12 protein-coding genes are annotated in these 17,501 nt (G+C 59.7%); 9 read left to right on the forward strand and 3 right to left on the reverse strand.

Annotated elements, in window-relative coordinates; translation table 11 throughout:
- Positions 1–53: 53 nt before the first annotated feature.
- From ytfR to yjfF, 3 genes are read left to right on the forward strand one after another with little or no spacing between them, the layout of a single operon-like run.
- Positions 54–1,556 (forward strand): galactofuranose ABC transporter, ATP-binding protein YtfR, encoded by a 1,503-nt coding sequence (gene ytfR / locus ACZYUB_RS10460; RefSeq protein WP_463947701.1) that lies wholly within the window; start codon positions 54–56, stop codon positions 1,554–1,556.
- 1 nt (position 1,557) lies between these two features.
- A complete protein-coding gene (ytfT, locus tag ACZYUB_RS10465) occupies positions 1,558–2,574 on the forward strand; it encodes a galactofuranose ABC transporter, ATP-binding protein YtfT (protein WP_463947703.1) in 1,017 nt (338 codons plus the stop codon).
- A complete protein-coding gene (gene yjfF, locus ACZYUB_RS10470) occupies positions 2,567–3,541 on the forward strand; it encodes a galactofuranose ABC transporter, permease protein YjfF (RefSeq protein WP_463947705.1) in 975 nt (324 codons plus the stop codon). The genes ytfT and yjfF overlap by 8 nt, the downstream gene beginning before the upstream one ends.
- Positions 3,542–3,622: 81 nt before the next feature.
- Here the strand turns inward: yjfF and ACZYUB_RS10475 are convergent, their stop codons facing one another.
- From ACZYUB_RS10475 to prlC, 3 genes are all read right to left on the reverse strand, one after another.
- On the reverse strand, positions 3,623–4,855 hold the full coding sequence (locus ACZYUB_RS10475; RefSeq protein WP_463947706.1) for a threonine ammonia-lyase: 1,233 nt from the start codon (positions 4,853–4,855) through the stop codon (positions 3,623–3,625).
- A 186-nt stretch (positions 4,856–5,041) separates the two neighbouring features.
- Positions 5,042–5,689 carry an oxygen-insensitive NAD(P)H nitroreductase gene (gene nfsB / locus ACZYUB_RS10480; protein WP_463947707.1) on the reverse strand — a complete coding sequence of 216 codons (648 nt, stop codon included), beginning with the start codon at positions 5,687–5,689 and terminating at the stop codon, positions 5,042–5,044.
- A 259-nt stretch (positions 5,690–5,948) separates the two neighbouring features.
- The gene (prlC, locus tag ACZYUB_RS10485) at positions 5,949–7,988 is read right to left on the reverse strand and encodes an oligopeptidase A (protein ID WP_463947709.1); all 2,040 of its coding nucleotides are present in this window, start codon (positions 7,986–7,988) and stop codon (positions 5,949–5,951) included.
- 173 nt (positions 7,989–8,161) lie between these two features.
- On the opposite strand from prlC, the gene ACZYUB_RS10490 reads away from it, so the two are divergent.
- From ACZYUB_RS10490 to recG, 6 genes are all read left to right on the forward strand, one after another.
- A complete protein-coding gene (locus ACZYUB_RS10490; RefSeq protein ID WP_463947711.1) occupies positions 8,162–10,147 on the forward strand; it encodes an ATP-binding protein in 1,986 nt (661 codons plus the stop codon).
- Between the two features lie 128 nt (positions 10,148–10,275).
- On the forward strand, positions 10,276–10,917 hold the full coding sequence (locus ACZYUB_RS10495; protein WP_463947712.1) for a hypothetical protein: 642 nt from the start codon (positions 10,276–10,278) through the stop codon (positions 10,915–10,917).
- Positions 10,918–10,920: 3 nt separating this feature from the next.
- Positions 10,921–11,826 carry a DMT family transporter gene (locus ACZYUB_RS10500; protein WP_463947714.1) on the forward strand — a complete coding sequence of 302 codons (906 nt, stop codon included), beginning with the start codon at positions 10,921–10,923 and terminating at the stop codon, positions 11,824–11,826.
- 148 nt (positions 11,827–11,974) lie between these two features.
- Complete coding sequence (locus tag ACZYUB_RS10505) at positions 11,975–13,771, forward strand: aminopeptidase P family protein (RefSeq protein ID WP_463947715.1); 1,797 nt, start codon at positions 11,975–11,977, stop codon at positions 13,769–13,771.
- A 176-nt stretch (positions 13,772–13,947) separates the two neighbouring features.
- A complete protein-coding gene (pssA, locus tag ACZYUB_RS10510) occupies positions 13,948–15,297 on the forward strand; it encodes a CDP-diacylglycerol--serine O-phosphatidyltransferase (RefSeq protein ID WP_463947716.1) in 1,350 nt (449 codons plus the stop codon).
- A gap of 119 nt (positions 15,298–15,416) precedes the next feature.
- A complete protein-coding gene (recG, locus tag ACZYUB_RS10515; RefSeq protein WP_463947718.1) occupies positions 15,417–17,486 on the forward strand; it encodes an ATP-dependent DNA helicase RecG in 2,070 nt (689 codons plus the stop codon).
- Positions 17,487–17,501 lie beyond the last annotated feature (15 nt).

Here is a 17,501-nt window from a genome sequence, read left to right on the forward strand (position 1 = left end):
CTTCCGCGTCCCGACGGCTTAGGGCTGTCGGGATCCGGATCGGGAGGTCACCCTTGTCGGCTCACTCTGTGGTCCTCAGTGCCAACGGCATTTGTAAAAGTTTTCCCGGCGTCCGCGCGCTGCACCAGGTGGACTTTTCCCTGCGTCGCGGCGAGATCATGGCCCTGCTCGGTGAAAACGGCGCCGGTAAATCCACCCTGGTCAAGACCCTGACCGGGGTCTATCAACGGGATGCCGGCCGCATCGAACTCGACGGCATCGCCATCAATCCCACCGATACCGCCCACGCCCAGCAGCTGGGGATCGGCACCGTCTATCAGGAAGTCAACCTGCTGCCGAATATGTCGGTGGCGGACAATCTGTTTATCGGTCATGAGCCGCGCCGCTTCGGCTTCATCGACCGTCGGGCCATGGAGCGTCAGGCTCGCGCCATCATGGCCGGTTACGATCTGGATATCGACGTCACCCTGCCGCTGGGTCACTACTCGGTGGCCATGCAGCAGATCGTCGCCATCGCCCGCGCCATTGCCCTCTCGGCGCGCATTCTGATCCTCGACGAACCCACCGCCAGCCTGGATACCCAGGAGGTGCAGATGCTGTTCACCCTGATGCGGGAACTGCGCGCCAAGGGCATCAGCCTCATCTTCATCACCCACTTCCTGGATCAGGTCTACGAGGTGTGCGACCGCATTACCGTGCTGCGCAACGGCGAGCTGGTCGGTACCCGCGACACCAGCGAACTGCCCCGCATCGAGCTGGTGAAGATGATGCTCGGCCGCGAGCTGGACGATAACGCCCTGCGCCGGGCCGGGAAGACGGTGCGCAGCGAGCGCCCCATAGTCCGCTTCGAAGGCTATGGCAAGAAGGGGGTCATAGCGCCCTTTTCGCTGAGCGTCGCACCTGGGGAAATCGTCGGCCTGGCCGGGCTGCTCGGCTCCGGCCGCACCGAGACCGCCGAGGTGATGTTCGGCATTCGCCCCGCCGACAGCGGTGAGTGCCAGGTGCGCGGCAAGGTGGTCTCCATCCGCTCGGCACGCAAGGCCTCGGCCAACGGCTTCGGCTTCTGCCCGGAGGATCGCAAGCTCGATGGCATCATCGCCTCGGCCTCGGTGCGCGAGAACATCATACTGGCGCTGCAGGCCCAACGGGGCTGGTTGCATCCCATCGCCCGCCGCGAGCAGGAGGAGATCAGCGCCCGCTTCATCCAGCAACTGGCGATCAAGACCCCCAGCGCCGAGCAGCCCATCGGCCTGCTCTCCGGCGGCAACCAGCAGAAGGTGCTGCTGGCGCGCTGGCTGCTGACCAAACCGCAATTTTTGATCCTCGATGAACCCACCCGGGGGATCGACGTGGGCGCCCACGCCGAAATCATCCGGCTCATCGAGACCCTGTGTGCCAACGGACTGGCGCTGCTGGTGATCTCCTCCGAACTGGAGGAGCTGGTGGGCTATGCCGACCGGGTGATCGTGCTGCGCGATCGCCGGCAAGTCGCCGAGCTGGAGACCCAGGAGTTATCCGTCCCCGCCATCATGAACGCCATTGCCAATGAGGCCTGACATGCTTGCATCCTTACTGCTTCGGCCGGGACGTAGCCCGGCGCTGACTCTGCCCACCGGCACGGCCCAGCTGGCCGCCCTGCTGTGCGTGCTGCTGATCAACAGCCTGGTGGCGGACCACTTCTTCGCCATCACCCTGCAGGATGGCCGTCTGTTCGGCAGCCTGATCGACATCCTCAACCGCTGCGCGCCGACCGCTCTGCTGGCGCTGGGCATGACGCTGGTGATCGCCACCGGCGGCATCGATCTGTCGGTGGGCGCCGTGATGGCCATCAGTGGCGCCACCATGGCCACCCTCGCCAGCCAAGGCTATAGCATCCCTATGATCCTGCTGGCGGTGGTCGGGGTCGGCGCCCTATGCGGACTGTGGAATGGCCTGCTGGTGGCGGTGTTCCGCATCCAGCCGATTGTCGCCACCCTGATCCTGATGGTAGCCGGAAGGGGTATCGCCCAACTGCTGACCGAGGGGCAGATCATCACCTTCACCAACGAATCACTGGCCTGGATCGGCAGCGGCTCCCTGTTCTGGCTGCCTACTCCGGTGGTGATCACCCTGCTGATGGCGCTGCTCATCTGGTTGCTGACCAAGAAGACCGCCCTCGGGCTGTTTATCGAAGCGGTGGGGATCAACATCCGCGCCGCCAAGAATGCCGGGCTCAACACCCAGGCGGTGGTGACCAGCAGCTATGTGCTCAGCGGTATCCTGGCGGCGATTGCCGGCATGATAGTGGCGGCGGATATTCGCGGGGCCGATGCCAACAACGCCGGGCTCTGGCTGGAGATGGACGCCATTCTGGCGGTGGTCATCGGCGGCACCTCGCTGATGGGTGGCCGTTTTAACCTGCTGCTGTCGCTGATCGGCATCCTCATCATCCAGGCGGTGAATACCGGCATCCTGCTCTCCGGTTACCAGCCGCAATGGAACCAGATCGTCAAGGCCGTGGTGGTGCTGACTGTGCTCATCATGCAATCTCCGGCCATCAGCCAACGCTTCAAGGGAGGTTCCCGCCATGTTTAAACGCAACCTGCCGCTTCTGATCACCATAGCCGTATTTGTCGCTGGCTATCTGTTCTGCATGGCCAGCTTTCCGGCCTTTCTGTCGACGCGGATCCTCTGCAATATCCTGACTGACAATGCCTTCTTGGGGATAGTCGCCGTCGGCATGACCTTCGTTATCCTCTCCGGCGGCATCGATCTGTCGGTGGGGGCCGTCATCGCCTTTACCGGGGTGTTTCTGGCCATGCTGATTGGCCCTCTGGAGGTTAGCCCACTGCTGGCGATCCCGCTGGTGCTGGTGATGGGCGCGGCCTTCGGCGCCGGCATGGGCTGGCTCATCGACACCCTGAAGATCCCGGCGTTTATCATCACGCTGGCGGGGATGTTCTTTTTGCGCGGGGTCAGTTTTCTCATCTCCGAGCAGTCACTGCCCATCGACCACCCGACCTTTGCCTATCTCTCCAGCCTGTCGTGGAAGATCGTCGGCGGCGGCCGCCTGAGCCTGCTGGCGCTCATCATGCTGGCGGTGGTCGTCTGCGGCATCATTCTGGCCGGACGCACCCGCTTTGGTCGCAACGTCTACGCCATCGGCGGCAATGCCACCTCGGCGGCGCTGATGGGGGTGCCGGTGCGGCTGACCACCATCCGCATCTACCTGCTCTCCACCACCCTCTCGACCCTGGCCGGGATCGTGTTTGCCCTCTACACCTCGGCCGGTTATCCGCTGGCCGCCATGGGAGTCGAGCTGGATGCCATCGCCGCCGTGGTCATCGGCGGCACCCTGCTCACCGGTGGCGTCGGTACCGTGCTGGGCTCACTGTTCGGGGTGTTTATCCAGGGCTTGATCCAGACCTATATCAACTTCGACGGCTCGCTGAGCTCCTGGTGGACCAAGATCATCATAGGCGTGCTGCTGTTTGCCTTTATCGCCCTGCAGCGCCTGCTGCTCACCCTCTCGGAGCGGCGAGAGGCGGCGCACGGGCACTGAGGCGGTTCGGCCTCCGGTGATCCAAGATCACCCGAAGCCGTTTCGCCCAGCCCGGTATGGGGGGAACGCTAGCCGACCGCCTCAGAAATGGTCGTGCAGGGCTTTGAAGCCGCTGGCTTGCAGGCGCTGCATCATGGGCTGCAGATCGGTGGCATCCCGCAGCTCGACATCAATGGTCACGGCGCTCTCCTTGGCCAGACTGGCAGCGGCGAAGCGCTCATGGCGCAGTTCGTAAATATTACCGCCGTGATCGGCGATGATGGTGGTGAGCTGAGCCAACGAGCCCGGACGATCCGGTAACTCGACGCGGATCCGCACCATGCGCCCGGTGCGGGTCAGATGGCGCTGCAGCACCGAGACCAGCACCCGGGTGTCGATATTGCCTCCGGAGAGCACCACACCCACCTTGCGTCCGGCAAACAGCTCGGGCCGCGCCAGCATGGCGGCGATACCCGCGGCACCGGCCCCCTCGCACAGGGTTTTCTCGACCCCCAGCAGCAGGGCAATGGCCTGCTCGATGGCCGACTCATCCACCACCACCAGCTCGTCCACCAGGGCGCCGACAATCTGCCGGGTCAGCTGGCCGGGCTCGATCACCGCTATGCCTTCGGCCACCGTCGAGCCGGTGGGCACAGGCCCGGGATAACGACCGGTGGCGCAGGCCATGCCCGGATAAAGCGCCGATTGCACGCCCACCAGCCGGATCGCCGGGTTCAGGGCCCGGGCCGCCAGGGCGCAACCAGCCATCAGGCCGCCGCCACCAATCGGCACCAGCAGGGTATCGAGTGACGGCTCGGCCTGCAGCATTTCCAGTGCCAGCGTGCCTTGCCCGGCGATCACCGCCGGATCGTCGAAGGGATGGACCAGGGTCAGCCCTTCCGCCGCCGCCAAACGCCGCATCTCGCTGGCCGCGGCCGCAAAGTCGGCTCCCGCCAGCACCACCCGCGCCCCGTGCTCGCGCACCCGCTCCACCTTCATATTCGGCGTCGATTCGGGCATGACGATGGTCGCCGTGATGCCGTTTTGCGCCGCATGGTAAGCCACGCCCTGGGCATGGTTGCCCGCCGAAGCGGCAATCACGCCGCGCTCCCGCTCCGCCGCCGACAGGATCAGGATCTTGTTCAGCGCTCCGCGCTCCTTGAACGAGGCGGTGAACTGCAGGTTCTCGAATTTGAGCCAGACCTCGGCCCCCAGCTTCTGGGACAGGGTCTTGGAGTAGACGAAGGGGGTTTTGACGATCCAGGGGGCAATCCGCAGTGCCGCCTGATAGACATCATCGACGGTCGGCAACACAGGGCAGAGGGATTCGGACATGACACTTCCTTTGACAAGCTCGGCGGCCAGATGGCCTCTTGTTTATTACGCCAGAGGAAATGGCGGCTGTCTTGCCTTTCTCAACATCATTCACCAAGAAATTCGTCTACCCGCAGAACAAGCAAGACAAAGGGAGCCACAGAGGCTCCCTTTTATCTCGAGCTATCGACTAGCCGTCGCAGCCGCTTACAGCCGGGTCAGTACCTGCTCGGCAGGCAGGCGGGATTTGGGCAGCGCGGCGTTGAAATCCTGCTCGCTGCCATAGCCGACGCTGGCGACAACGACGCTCTTGAGGCCAAGCTCGGTCAGGCCGAGGGCGGCATCCAGTTTCTCGGGGAAGAAGCCTTCGATCGGCGTGGCATCCAGCTCCAGAGTGGCGGCCCCCATCAGCAGGAAACCCAGCGCGATATAGGCCTGACGGGCCATCCACTCCTGCTGCTTCTGGGCTGAGGTGCTATTGAGACCCACATAGTAGCGGCGCGCGCCATCGGCGCCCTTCTTCGCCTCCTCATTGCCGCCGAAGCGACCGTCCAGATCTTCCTGCGCCAGCAACGCCTGCAGATGGGCGTCATCCAGCTCGGTCTTGGTGGCGATGACTACAGTCAGCGGCGCGCTGCGCACCTTCTCCATATTGTGTTCGGTCAGGGTCGGCACCAGCTTGTCCTTGCCCGCCTCGGAGGTCACGAGGAAGAAGTGCCAAGGCTGGGAGTTCACCGACGAGGGGCTATAGCGCAGGATCTCCTGCAGTTGCGCCAGTTGCTCTTCGCTGAGCGGGCGTTGCGGATCGTAGGCTTTGCAGGTGTGGCGGCTGCGCACCAATTCGGCAATATTCATCAAGCATCTCCTTGCAAGGATCGAGAGGGAAATTAGGAAGCGAATCAGCGTCATACTACACCGGATGCGTCTCCGGATAATGACCGATTTTCGCTAAACTCTGCTGCTTATCCGTCAATAATCACGGCCCCCTCCCTGCCACCAACGGTCTGCTTTTCGTCCAGACGCCATCCCGCTTGATCGACAACAGGTAACTGGCCTATAGCCATAAAAAACCCGGCGCGAATGGCCGGGTTGGGTGTCAGCGATCGGATCGGGATTAGCCGGTGATGCCGCTGTGGCGCAGCAAGGCGTCGATGGTCGGCTCTCGGCCACGGAAGGCGCGGAACAACGCCATCGGTGAACGGGAACCGCCCATCTCCAGCACCTGATGCAGGAAGTCTGCGCCAGTCTTGGCGTTGAAGATCCCCTCCTCCTCGAAGCGAGAGAAGGCATCCGCCGACAGCACTTCCGCCCATTTGTAGCTGTAGTAACCGGCCGCATAACCACCGGCAAAAATGTGCGAGAAGCTGTGCTGGAAGCGATTGAAGGCAGGTGCCGGGAACACCGACAGCTGACGCACATCATCCAGCACCGCCTGGACTCGGGCACCCTGAGCCGGATCAAACTCGTGATGCAGACGGAAGTCGAACAGCGAGAATTCCAGCTGGCGCAGCATCTGCATCGCCGACTGGAAATTCTTCGCCGCCAGCAGCCGATCCAGCTCGGCCTGGGGCAGCGGTTCACCGGTTTGATAGTGGCCGGAGAGGAACGCCAACGCCTCGGGCTCCCAGCACCAGTTTTCCATAAACTGGCTCGGCAACTCGACCGCATCCCATGGCACGCCGTGAATGCCTGCCACGCCGGCCACATCGATCTGGGTCAGCATATGGTGAATGCCATGACCAAATTCGTGGAACAGGGTCACCACTTCATCGTGGGTAAACAGCGCCGGCTGATCACCGACCGGGCCATTGAAGTTGCAGGTCAGATAGGCCACCGGCCGCTGCAAGGTACCATCCTGACGGAAGCGACGGCCGAGGCAATCATCCATCCAGGCACCACCGCGCTTGTGCGGACGAGCATACAGATCGAGATAGAAGCTGCCGCGCAGTTCACCATCACGGTCGAAGATGTCGTAAAAATTCACATCCGGGTGCCAGGTCTCCACCGCCAAACGCGGCTGGATGCGCAAACCGAACAGGCGGCGTACGGTCTCGAACAGTCCAGAGATAACCCGCGGAGCCGGGAAATAGGGGCGCAACACCTCGTCGGAGATGGCATAACGATGCTGTTTGAGCTTCTCGGCATAGAAGGAGAGATCCCAGGCCGCCAACTCGGTGACGCCAAACTGCTCGGCAGCAAACTGCCGCAATTCGGCCAGCTCCCGTTGTGCCTGGGGCCGCGAGCGCTCGGCCAGATCATTGAGGAAACCCAGCACCTGCTGCGGACGCTCGGCCATCTTGGTCGCCAGCGAGTAATCGGCATAGGTGGCAAAACCCAGCAACTGCGCCAGTTCATGGCGCAAGGCCACGATTTCGTCCATCAAGGGCGAGTTATCCCATTTGCCGGCATTCGGCCCCTGATCGGAAGCTCGGGTCGTGAAGGCGGTATACAGCTCCTCGCGCAGTGCCCGGTTCTCGCTGTACATCATCACCGGCAGATAGGAGGGAATGTCCAGAGTAAACAGCCAGCCCTCCAACTCGCGACTGGTCGCGGCCTGTTTGGCGGCAGCGCGGGCGGACTCCGGCAGACCAGCCAGCTCGGCTTCATCCAATACCTGACGCTGCCAGCCCAGGGTGGCATCCATCACCTGATTGCTGAAATTGGAGGCCAGCTCGGAGAGTCGGGCCACGATCTGGCCATAGCGCTGCTGCTGCTCTTTGGGCAGACCAATGCCGGAGAGGCGGAAGTCGCGCAGGGTATTTTCGATCTGTTTACGCTGGGGTTCGCTCAGCCGCGGATATTCATCACTGGCCGCCAATTGTTGAAACGCCTGGTAGAGCCCTTCGTGTTGCCCCACGAAGGTCTGGTATTCGGAAAGCAGGGGCAGACAGCCATCGTGGGCCTCGCGCAACTCGGCGGAGTTGAGCACAGAATTCAGGTGCGACACCGGTGACCAGATGCGACCCAGACGATCGTCCACCTCTTCGAGGGGAGCGACCAGGCTATCCCAGGTCTGGGGTTCTGATCGTTTGAGCACTTCGGCGATACGCGCCTTGCAATCGGCAATCGCCTGTTCGATGGCCGGTTTGACATGCTCGGGCTTGATCTGGCTGAACGAAGGCAGCCCTTCCATGGACAACAGGGGATTCGACATAGTGCTACAACTCCTTAGCCCGCAAGCGATACGACTCACGGATAAAACCTTATGGATCACTAAGATGTAGGCAGTGTCACCAATTATCAAGCATCCCTTGACTTGTTACTGGCCCAAGCGGTTATAAACTCTGTATATCGCTTGGTCAGCATTCATTCGAAGACAGGAACGCCATGTCCAGTTCACTCTCGAAAGCCATTAAGGCCTCGGCCCGCCACAGCCTCTCCTTCCGGCTGCTCTCCTACATTCTGGCCTGCAGTACCTTGTTAGCAGTCCTCATCACCATGTTGCAGCTGTTCTGGGATTACCGCCAGGATCGCGGCATGGTCGAAAGCAGTCTCAACCAAATCGAGGCCTCGTTTCTGCAACCCATAGCTTCCAGCTTGTGGAATCTGGACGAAGAGCAGATCCAGGTGCAACTCGAAGGCATCATGAACCTGCCGGCCATGCAGTTTGTCGAGGTCAAGGAGGCAATGGGCGACAGCCAGGTCCGCTTGCAGTCCCTGGGCAAGGAGTTACCCAGTTACGATATCTCCAGGGAATTTGATCTGGTCTATCAGGGCGAGAAGGTCGGCAAGCTATTTGTCGCCTCCTCGCTGGAGATGATCTATCACCGCCTGCTGGAAAAGTCGGTGCTCATCATGATCTCCCAGACCTTCAAGACGCTCATCGTCTCGTTCTGTATCCTGCTGATTATCTACTACAAGGTCATCCGCCATCTCAACCGTATCGCCAGCTATACGGAAACCTTCTCCCTCGGCCATCTGGAAACACCGCTGGAGCTGGAAAAGCGACCTCGAAATCCGAAAAAACTCGATGAACTGGATTTACTGGTCAACAGCATCAACCGCATGCGCATCTCCCTGGCCGATGAATTTGCCTCCCGGCAATTGATGACCGAAAAGCTGCAGCAGGAGCGGGACTTCTCCACCACGCTCATCAACTCCTCCAATCTGGTGATCTGCTGTCTGGATACCCAATTGCGCATCGTCACCGTCAACCCGGCGGCAGTGCTGCTCACCGGTTATGTGCAGCAGGAGATGTTGGGCCTGCCCTGGACGGAGCGTTTCGTCTCGGTCGATGAGCGCGAACTGCTGACCAAGGAGCTGGAGCAGGTCGGAGTGCTGGAAAATCGCGAGGTCACCACCCTGGATCAGCAAGGCGAAGAGTTGATTCTGCAGTGGAGTTTTGTCCCCTTCTATGAGGGGGCGGATCTGAAATATCGCATCGCCTTCGGCTACGATATCACCCCGCTCAAACGGGTCGAGCGGGAGATTATACGCCTCAACGAGGAGCTCGAAGCCAAGGTCGATAAACGCACCCGTAGCCTCAAGGAGAGCAATGAACAGCTGGCCAAGGCCTATGACAACCTGAAGGTGGCCCAACAGACGCTGGTTGAATCCGAGAAGATGGCCTCCCTCGGTTCCCTGGTGGCGGGGGTCGCCCACGAGATCAACACTCCGGTCGGGATCAGTGTCACCGCAGCCTCATTCCTGCAGGAGCGCATCAAGGACTTCCAGAGCAAGATCGACGAGAAGCAGCTCTCCCGTAGTTACCTGACCGAACTGATCCACACGCTGGATGAGTCCACCCTGCTGCTGCAAAATAACTTGCGCCGCGCTTCGGAACTGATTTCCAGCTTTAAACAAGTCGCCGTGGATCAATCCTCACAGGCGCACTACCAGTTCAATGTCGCTGATAACCTGCATCAGGTGGTGATGTCGCTGGGCCACAAACTGAAAAAAAGTCAGGCCGAAGTCGAGATCCACTGCGATCCCAAGTTGACGGTGAATTCTTATCCCGGCTCCTTTGCCCAGATTTATTCCAATCTGATCCTCAACTCTATCCACCATGGCTTCGAGGATTGGGACAAACCGAAGAAGATTGAAATCCATATCGAACAACTCGACCACGAATTGCTGATTGACTATCGCGACAATGGCCGCGGCATAGACCCCAAAATACTACCCCGCATCTTTGACCCCTTCGTCACCTCCAAACGGGGTCAGGGTGGCAGCGGTCTGGGTACGCATATTGTTTACAATCTGGTGGTGCAATTGATGAAAGGGCGCATCAGTTGTGACAGCGAGGTGGGTGAAGGCGCCCGCTTCCAGATCCGTCTGCCGCTGGATAAGAGCGACCAGGAGATTGCCGCCTGAGCCACGCATCAGCAGCATCCACCGGCACAGACTGAGGGTTGCCGCAAGATTCTGTGCCGGGTTTTGACGGTCTGGATTATCATGTCATGCCCGCATTCGGGGATGACCCAGCCAGACGAGAGAATGCCATGCCATTGATTCGACGCTATTTCACCACCGGACTGATCGTGCTCTTGAGTCTGGTGGCCCTCCAGGCCATCTATGTACTGATCACCGGCGAGCTGGGTTGGGGCGAAGTCAAAGCACTGCTCACCGCACTGATCGGCTTTGCCGCCGGTCTCAATGCCATTACCTGCCTGACCTGTCGTCATGAGGTGCCCAGACCCTGGCTAGCCTGGTGCGGCGTCGGGCTAGGCATTCTCAGCGCCTGTCTGCTGCTCGCCCTGTTGTGGCTGGATATCCACAGCCCCCACTACTGGCAAGTGACGGGCGTCACCCTGGTCTGGACCCTGGTCTACACCCACTGCCTGTTGCCCTCGCTCATCAAACTCGAGGGTTGGAAACAACGGGTGCTAGTCCCCCTGACCCGGGCCAGCAGCTTGCTGCTCGGTGGCTTGCTCAGTTATGCCATCGTCGGTGGTGTCTATGCCGGTTGGCTGGTGCGCACCTTCTCCGTACTCTGCATTCTGGTCGGCTTTTTCACTCTGCTACTGGTGATCCTGCATCGCCGTAACAAGAGCCTGACACCGCAACTGATCCTCACCCAGAGCGAGGACGGGTTGTTCATGGATGCCAGCGGCCGCTACTATCGCGTCACGCCGGTGGAATAAACAGTGTCCAATCAGCGCAAAGCCTGGTTGTATGCATTGGCCACAGTGCTGCTGTGGTCAACGGTCGCCAGCGCCTTCAAGCTCTCCTTGCAATTCTTCGCTCCCAGTCAGTTGTTACTGGTTGCCAGTGCGACCTCGGTATTGCTGCTAGGCGGGATACTGGCGGTACAGGGGACGTTGGGCCAGGCTCTGACTACCCTGCGCCGCCGACCGCTGTTTTTCATCAGCCTCGGGCTACTGAATCCGGCGCTCTACTACCTGCTGCTGTTTGAAGCCTATCGATTGTTACCTGCCCAGCAGGCCCAGGCCATCAATTACACCTGGGCTATCGCCCTGTCCCTGCTGGCGGTCCCCTTTCTCAAACAACGACTGAATCGCTTCGATGGGGTGGCCATTGTCCTGGCTTATCTGGGCGCTTTGGTGATCGCCACCCGCGGCGATCCCTTGAGCTTGAACTTCGATTCAGGCTACGGTGTGCTGTTGGCGCTGGCCTCCACTCTGATTTGGGCCAGCTACTGGATCCTGAATACTCGCAATACCACAGATCCCTTGCTCAGCCTGTTTCTGACCTTCAGTTGCAGTCTGCCATTTACCCTACTGGCCTGTGGCCTGCTGGCCGACTTCGAGTTGCGAGCCTGGCAAGGCTGGCTGGGCGCCATCTATGTCGGTCTGTTCGAGATGGGCATCGCATTTTTGCTCTGGTTGCTGGCGTTACGCCACGCTCGACAAGCCGCCCACATCAGCAATCTGATCTTTTTGTCGCCGTTTATGTCGTTGTTGCTGCTGCGCTGGCTGGTGCAGGAACCCATAGCTCCTGCGACCCCGCTCGGCCTGTTACTGATTGTGGCAGCACTGCTGGTACAGCAATGGCCTGGCTGGCGAAAGAAAGAATCGAGTGACACCCATTGATTCGATGGGCATTAAAAGTTGTGCTCAAAATGGTGTTTTTTTGCCCATCTCGACGCTTGCACAGGCAGACGAACCCGGGTTTTATGATATTCTCGCCCACCTGCTACTAATGGCAGTGCAGACTTCAAGCAATGATCAGGTTTTTACCATGACGACTCATGAACTCATCGCCTCGCGCCTCGCGGCCCTGCGTGCTTATATGGAATCCCACGAACTGGATGCGCTGATCATCCCTCACGATGATGAACATCTGGGTGAGTATTTGCCGGCCGAGGCCGAACGCCTGGCTTGGGCGACCGGTTTCACCGGATCTGCGGGACTGGCGATTCTATTTGCTGACAGCGCCACCTTGTTTGTCGATGGCCGCTACACGGTCCAGGCCCGTCAGCAGGCTCCGGCCGAGCTGTTCAATTACCAACATCTGGTGGATCAACCCCATCTGGAGTGGTTGCAAGGGCAACTGGATCGTCGGCAACGAGTCGGTTTCGACCCCCGTCTGCATAGCCTGAGCTGGTATCAAAAAGCGAGCGCCATTCTGGCCCAGAAAGAGATTTCACTGGTCTGCCTGGAACAAAATCCCATCGATCAGCTGTGGCAAGATCGCCCTGCGCCGAGCAAGGCCGAGATGATCATCTATTCAGAGCAATTCAGCGGTCAAAGCAGCCTGGCCAAGCGTGAAGCGATCGCCAGCAAGTTGCGGCAGCAAGGTCTGGATGCAGCTCTACTCTCCCAGTCGGAATCCATCAACTGGCTGCTGAATATTCGCGGTCGGGATATTCCCTGCTTCCCGGTAGTGCTCTGTTTTGCAGTCATTTATAGCAATGTCAGCGTCGATTTCTTTATCGACACTGACAAGCTTGATTGCAACGCCTTCAGCCAGCACGTCGGCAACGATGTCTCCGTCTACCCGCTGGAAAAACTCGGGGCAGTACTCAAGCGCATGGGTGAAGATCGTCTCAAGGTGCTGGCCGATGCCGACACTACCAATGCCTGGACCCAGCTCACCCTGCAAGAACACGGCGCCACTCTGGTTCAGGGGCAAGACCCCTGCATGCTGCCCAAAGCCTGCAAGAATGCCACCGAACTGGCGGGCATGCGTCTGGCCCACCAGAAAGATGCTGTCGCCATGTGCCGCTTTCTGGCGTGGCTGGATCGACAAGTGGATAAAGGACTGGAAGCCGATGAAGGCACACTGTCGGATCAACTGACCCGTTTCCGCGAAGAGCAGGAAAACTACATCGAGCCCAGCTTCGATAGTATTTCAGCACTCGGCCCCAACGCCGCCATGTGCCATTACCACCACACCAACGGCACACCGCGGGCGTTTGGTCAGGATGGCATGTATCTGATTGATTCCGGCGGCCAGTATCTCGAAGGCACCACAGATATCACCCGTACCGTCAAAGTCGGTGAGGTCACCGACGAGATGCGGCAACAATTTACCCGCGTCCTGCAAGGTCACATCGCCATCGATCGGGTGCGTTTTCCGAAAGGTACTGCCGGTATCCAGCTGGACGTTCTGGCGCGGATGCCGCTGTGGCAAGCTGGTTACAACTACGACCATGGCACAGGCCACGGCGTGGGGCATTTCCTCAGCGTCCATGAAGGGCCGCAACGGATCGCCAGCAAGGGCTCGCTCGTGCCGCTGGAACCGGGCATGGTGCTCTCCAATGAACCCGGCTACTACCGGGAAGGGGCTTTCGGCATTCGCTGCGAGAACCTGCTGGTGGTGGAAACCAGTGATGAGCCGAGCGAAATCCCCATGTATCGCTTCAGCCGTCTGACCCTGGTGCCGTTTGATGTACGCCTGCTGGACAAGAGCCTGCTCAGTGACAGTGAAATCACCTGGATCAACAGTTATCACGCTGAAGTGCGAGATGCGGTGAAGTCCCATCTCAGCGACCACGAGATGGGCTGGCTGCTGCAGGCAACTGCAGCAATTTAAGCCACCATTGAGTGACAAGAGCCGCGGAAACGCGGCTTTTTTCTGGTCATGATAACGAGCTGTCGTGGTATCCCGGCGGCAAAAGCTGGCACTGCCCCGGCAAATTGGTAGAATCCGCAGCTCAGTTATCAGCACAATGGGCGCCAGATGGCGCAATTCAGAGATCAGGTATTGGTATGTTCACTCCGGCACATTATCGAAAACAACTCGAGAAATTGCCCCAGCTTGCCTTAGAAGCCGATAGCTTGCGCATTCTCCATTCGGCCAGCGAGTTCAAGCAACGCATTCTGGCGCTGATCGCCTCGGCACAACGGCGCATCTATCTGGTCGCCCTCTATTTGCAAGACGATGAGGCCGGCCGGGAGATCCTGAGTGCCCTGTATGCGGCCAAAACAGCGCGCCCTGAACTGGATATCAAGGTGTTTGTCGATTTCCACAGAGCCCAGCGCGGTCTGATTGGTAAAGGCAAACAGGCTGGCAACCATCTACTCTACCAAGCGCTGGCCGCTGAGCATCCCGATGCCATCGAGTTTTATGGCGTACCGGTCAAGCGCCGGGAGTGGCTGGGAGTCCTGCATCTCAAAGGATTCCTGTTTGACGATACCCTGCTCTACTCCGGGGCCAGCCTCAATAACATCTACCTGCATCAGCAGGAGCGCTATCGCTACGATCGCTACCATGAAGTGACCGATAGCCACCTGGCCAGTAGTTGGGCTCACTTCATTATCCAGACCTTCGGTCTGGATGCGGCCGTTCAGCGCCTGGACCGGGCCCCGATCCCGACCATCAAGGCCATTCGCGGCGAGATGCGCCGCTTCCGTATCAAGCTGCAACGAGCTGAATACCAATTCACTGCCGCCACTCCGGGGCCATCCCACATAGGGCTCACGCCCCTGGTCGGTCTGGGCAAACGCAATAATCGACTGAACAAGGCGATCCACAACTTGCTGCGCAGTGCCGTCCGCGAGGTCTTCATCTGCACGCCGTACTTCAATCCGCCCAAACTGATTGCCAAGGACTTGGCCCAGCTACTGCGTCGGGGCGTGCGCTTGACACTGGTGATTGGTGATAAGACCGCCAATGACTTCTACATCCCGCCAGGAGAGCCCTTCAATACGGTGGGCGGCTTACCCTATCTGTATGAAGTCAACCTGCGTCGGTTTGCCGAACGCTATCAGCGCTACATCGACAGCGGGCAACTCAACCTGATGCTGTGGAAGCATGAGCAGAACTCCTACCATCTCAAGGGGATCTTCGTCGATGCACAGCTGGCTCTGATTACCGGCAGCAATCTGAATCCCCGCGCCTGGTCGCTGGATCTGGAAAACGGTCTGCTGGTACAGGATCCGCATCAACTCCTGACCGAGTCCTTTGCCCAGGAACGCCAGCACATCTTGCAACATGCGGGTCGATTGCAACACTTCAGTCAGTTGGAGCAAGTCAAGGATTACCCAGAAGAGGTACGTCGCCTGCTGGTGCGCCTGCAACGGTTCAAGGCCCATCTGCTGCTGAAGCAACTCATCTAGTGTTGTCGCGGCCGACAGGAGTAGCGCAGCCCCCTGTCGGCCGCGACAGCAGCGCTCCCGTTCTGCTCTCGGCTCTGTTATGATCTGATCATATTTACAGTATTTTCGGTCGTGCGCCCATGGAGCTGGATCAGATACCGCTAACCGGCCTGAAAGGTGTCGGTAGCAAACTGGCAGAAAAACTTGGCCATCTGCATCTGCAGACGGTGCAGGATCTGTTGTTTCATCTGCCCCATCGCTACGAAGATCGCACCCTCAGCTCCCCGATTGCCGAGCTGCTGCCTGGCATGCAGTGCAATGTCGAAGGTTTCATCCAGGATTGCCAGATAGTCCCTGCACGCCGACGCATGATGGTCTGCCGGATCAGTGATGGCAACGGCACCCTGACCCTGCGTTTTTTCAATTTCACCCAAGGGCAAAAAGCGGCCCTGGCCAGCGGTCGACGCCTGCGCTGTTTCGGTGAAATCAAAGCCGGTCACTATGGCCCCGAAATCATCCACCCCGAATACAAGCTTTTGGATGAGACCAGTCCGCTAGAGCTGGAAGAAAAGCTCACCCCCGTCTACCCGACCACCGAGGGTTTGCGCCAGCAGACACTACGCAATCTGACGGATCAGGCCCTGGCCTTGCTGGCAACCTACGGAGTAAGGGAGTTACTGCCGCCAGGGCTCTATCCACAGCAGATTGGTCTAGGTGCGGCCCTGCAACTGCTGCATCGGCCACCGCCGGAGTTGGCGTTGTCGATGCTAGAGTTCGGTCAGCATCCAGCCCAGCAACGTCTGATCATCGAGGAATTACTGGCTCACAATCTCTCGGTGCTTGAAGTCCGACAGCGCAGTAAGTTGCATCCTGCATGTGCTCTACCACCCCATCCACATCTGGTCGATCAGCTACTGGCGAGCCTGCCCTTTTCTCCCACCCGCGCCCAGTCCCGCGTCGTCGCCGAAATCAGCGCTGATCTAGCTCGCCCCCATCCTATGATGCGCCTGGTGCAGGGCGATGTCGGCTCCGGGAAGACGCTGGTGGCGGCGTTGGCCGCACTCCAGGCCATCGGCCATGGCGGCCAGGTAGCCCTGATGGCACCGACCGAGCTGTTGGCGGAACAACACGCCCTGAATTTTGCACGCTGGCTGGAACCGCTGGGTATCGATGTCGGTTGGCTGGCAGGCAAACAAAAAGGCAAGGCCCGGGAGCAGCAGATGGCCGCCATTGCCGAAGGCCGGGTGCAGATGGTGGTGGGAACCCACGCCATGTTCCAGGAGCAGGTGCGCTTTCACCATCTGGTGCTGGCCATCATCGATGAGCAGCACAGATTTGGGGTCCACCAGCGACTCGCATTACGGGAAAAAGGCGCTCAAGCAGGGCTCTATCCTCATCAACTGATCATGACCGCTACCCCAATCCCGCGCACCTTGGCCATGACAGCCTATGCCGATCTGGATACCTCGGTTATCGATGAACTACCGCCAGGACGCACGCCAATCACCACAGTCGCCTTGCCGGATACCCGACGCGCCGAGGTCATGGACCGGGTTCGCCAAGCCTGCGCCGAAGGTCGCCAGGCTTACTGGGTCTGTACCCTGATCGAGGAGTCGGAGCTACTCGAATGCCAGGCCGCCGAAAATACCGCATTGGAGCTACAGCAACAGCTCAGCGGACTCCACATCGGTCTGGTACATGGCCGGATGCGGCCGCTGGAAAAGCAAAAGGTGATGGACGACTTCAAGTCAGGCCGCTTGCATCTGCTGGTAGCAACTACCGTGATCGAAGTGGGTGTCGATGTGCCCAACGCCAGTCTGATGATCATCGAAAATCCCGAGCGGCTGGGATTGGCACAACTGCATCAGCTCCGTGGTCGGGTCGGCCGGGGGGCTGTGGCATCCCACTGCGTCTTGCTCTATCACGCTCCCCTGTCGAAAACCGCACAGCAGCGTCTGGCGGTGCTACGGGACAGTAACGATGGCTTTGTTATCGCCCAGAAAGATCTGGAGCTCCGGGGCCCGGGCGAATTGTTGGGTACCCGGCAAACCGGCCTCGCGGACTTGAAAATTGCCGATCTGGTCCGGGATCAGGAACATATACCACGGGTTCAGGTGCTGGCCCGGGAGCTGTATCTGCATCATCCAACCGCCGTGGCCCCCTTGATCCGACGTTGGCTGACGGCAGGGGAGCACTACGCTCAAGCTTGAGGCCTCTGCTCGGGG

Source organism: Pseudaeromonas sp. HNCC25DJ182, from assembly GCF_055413365.1.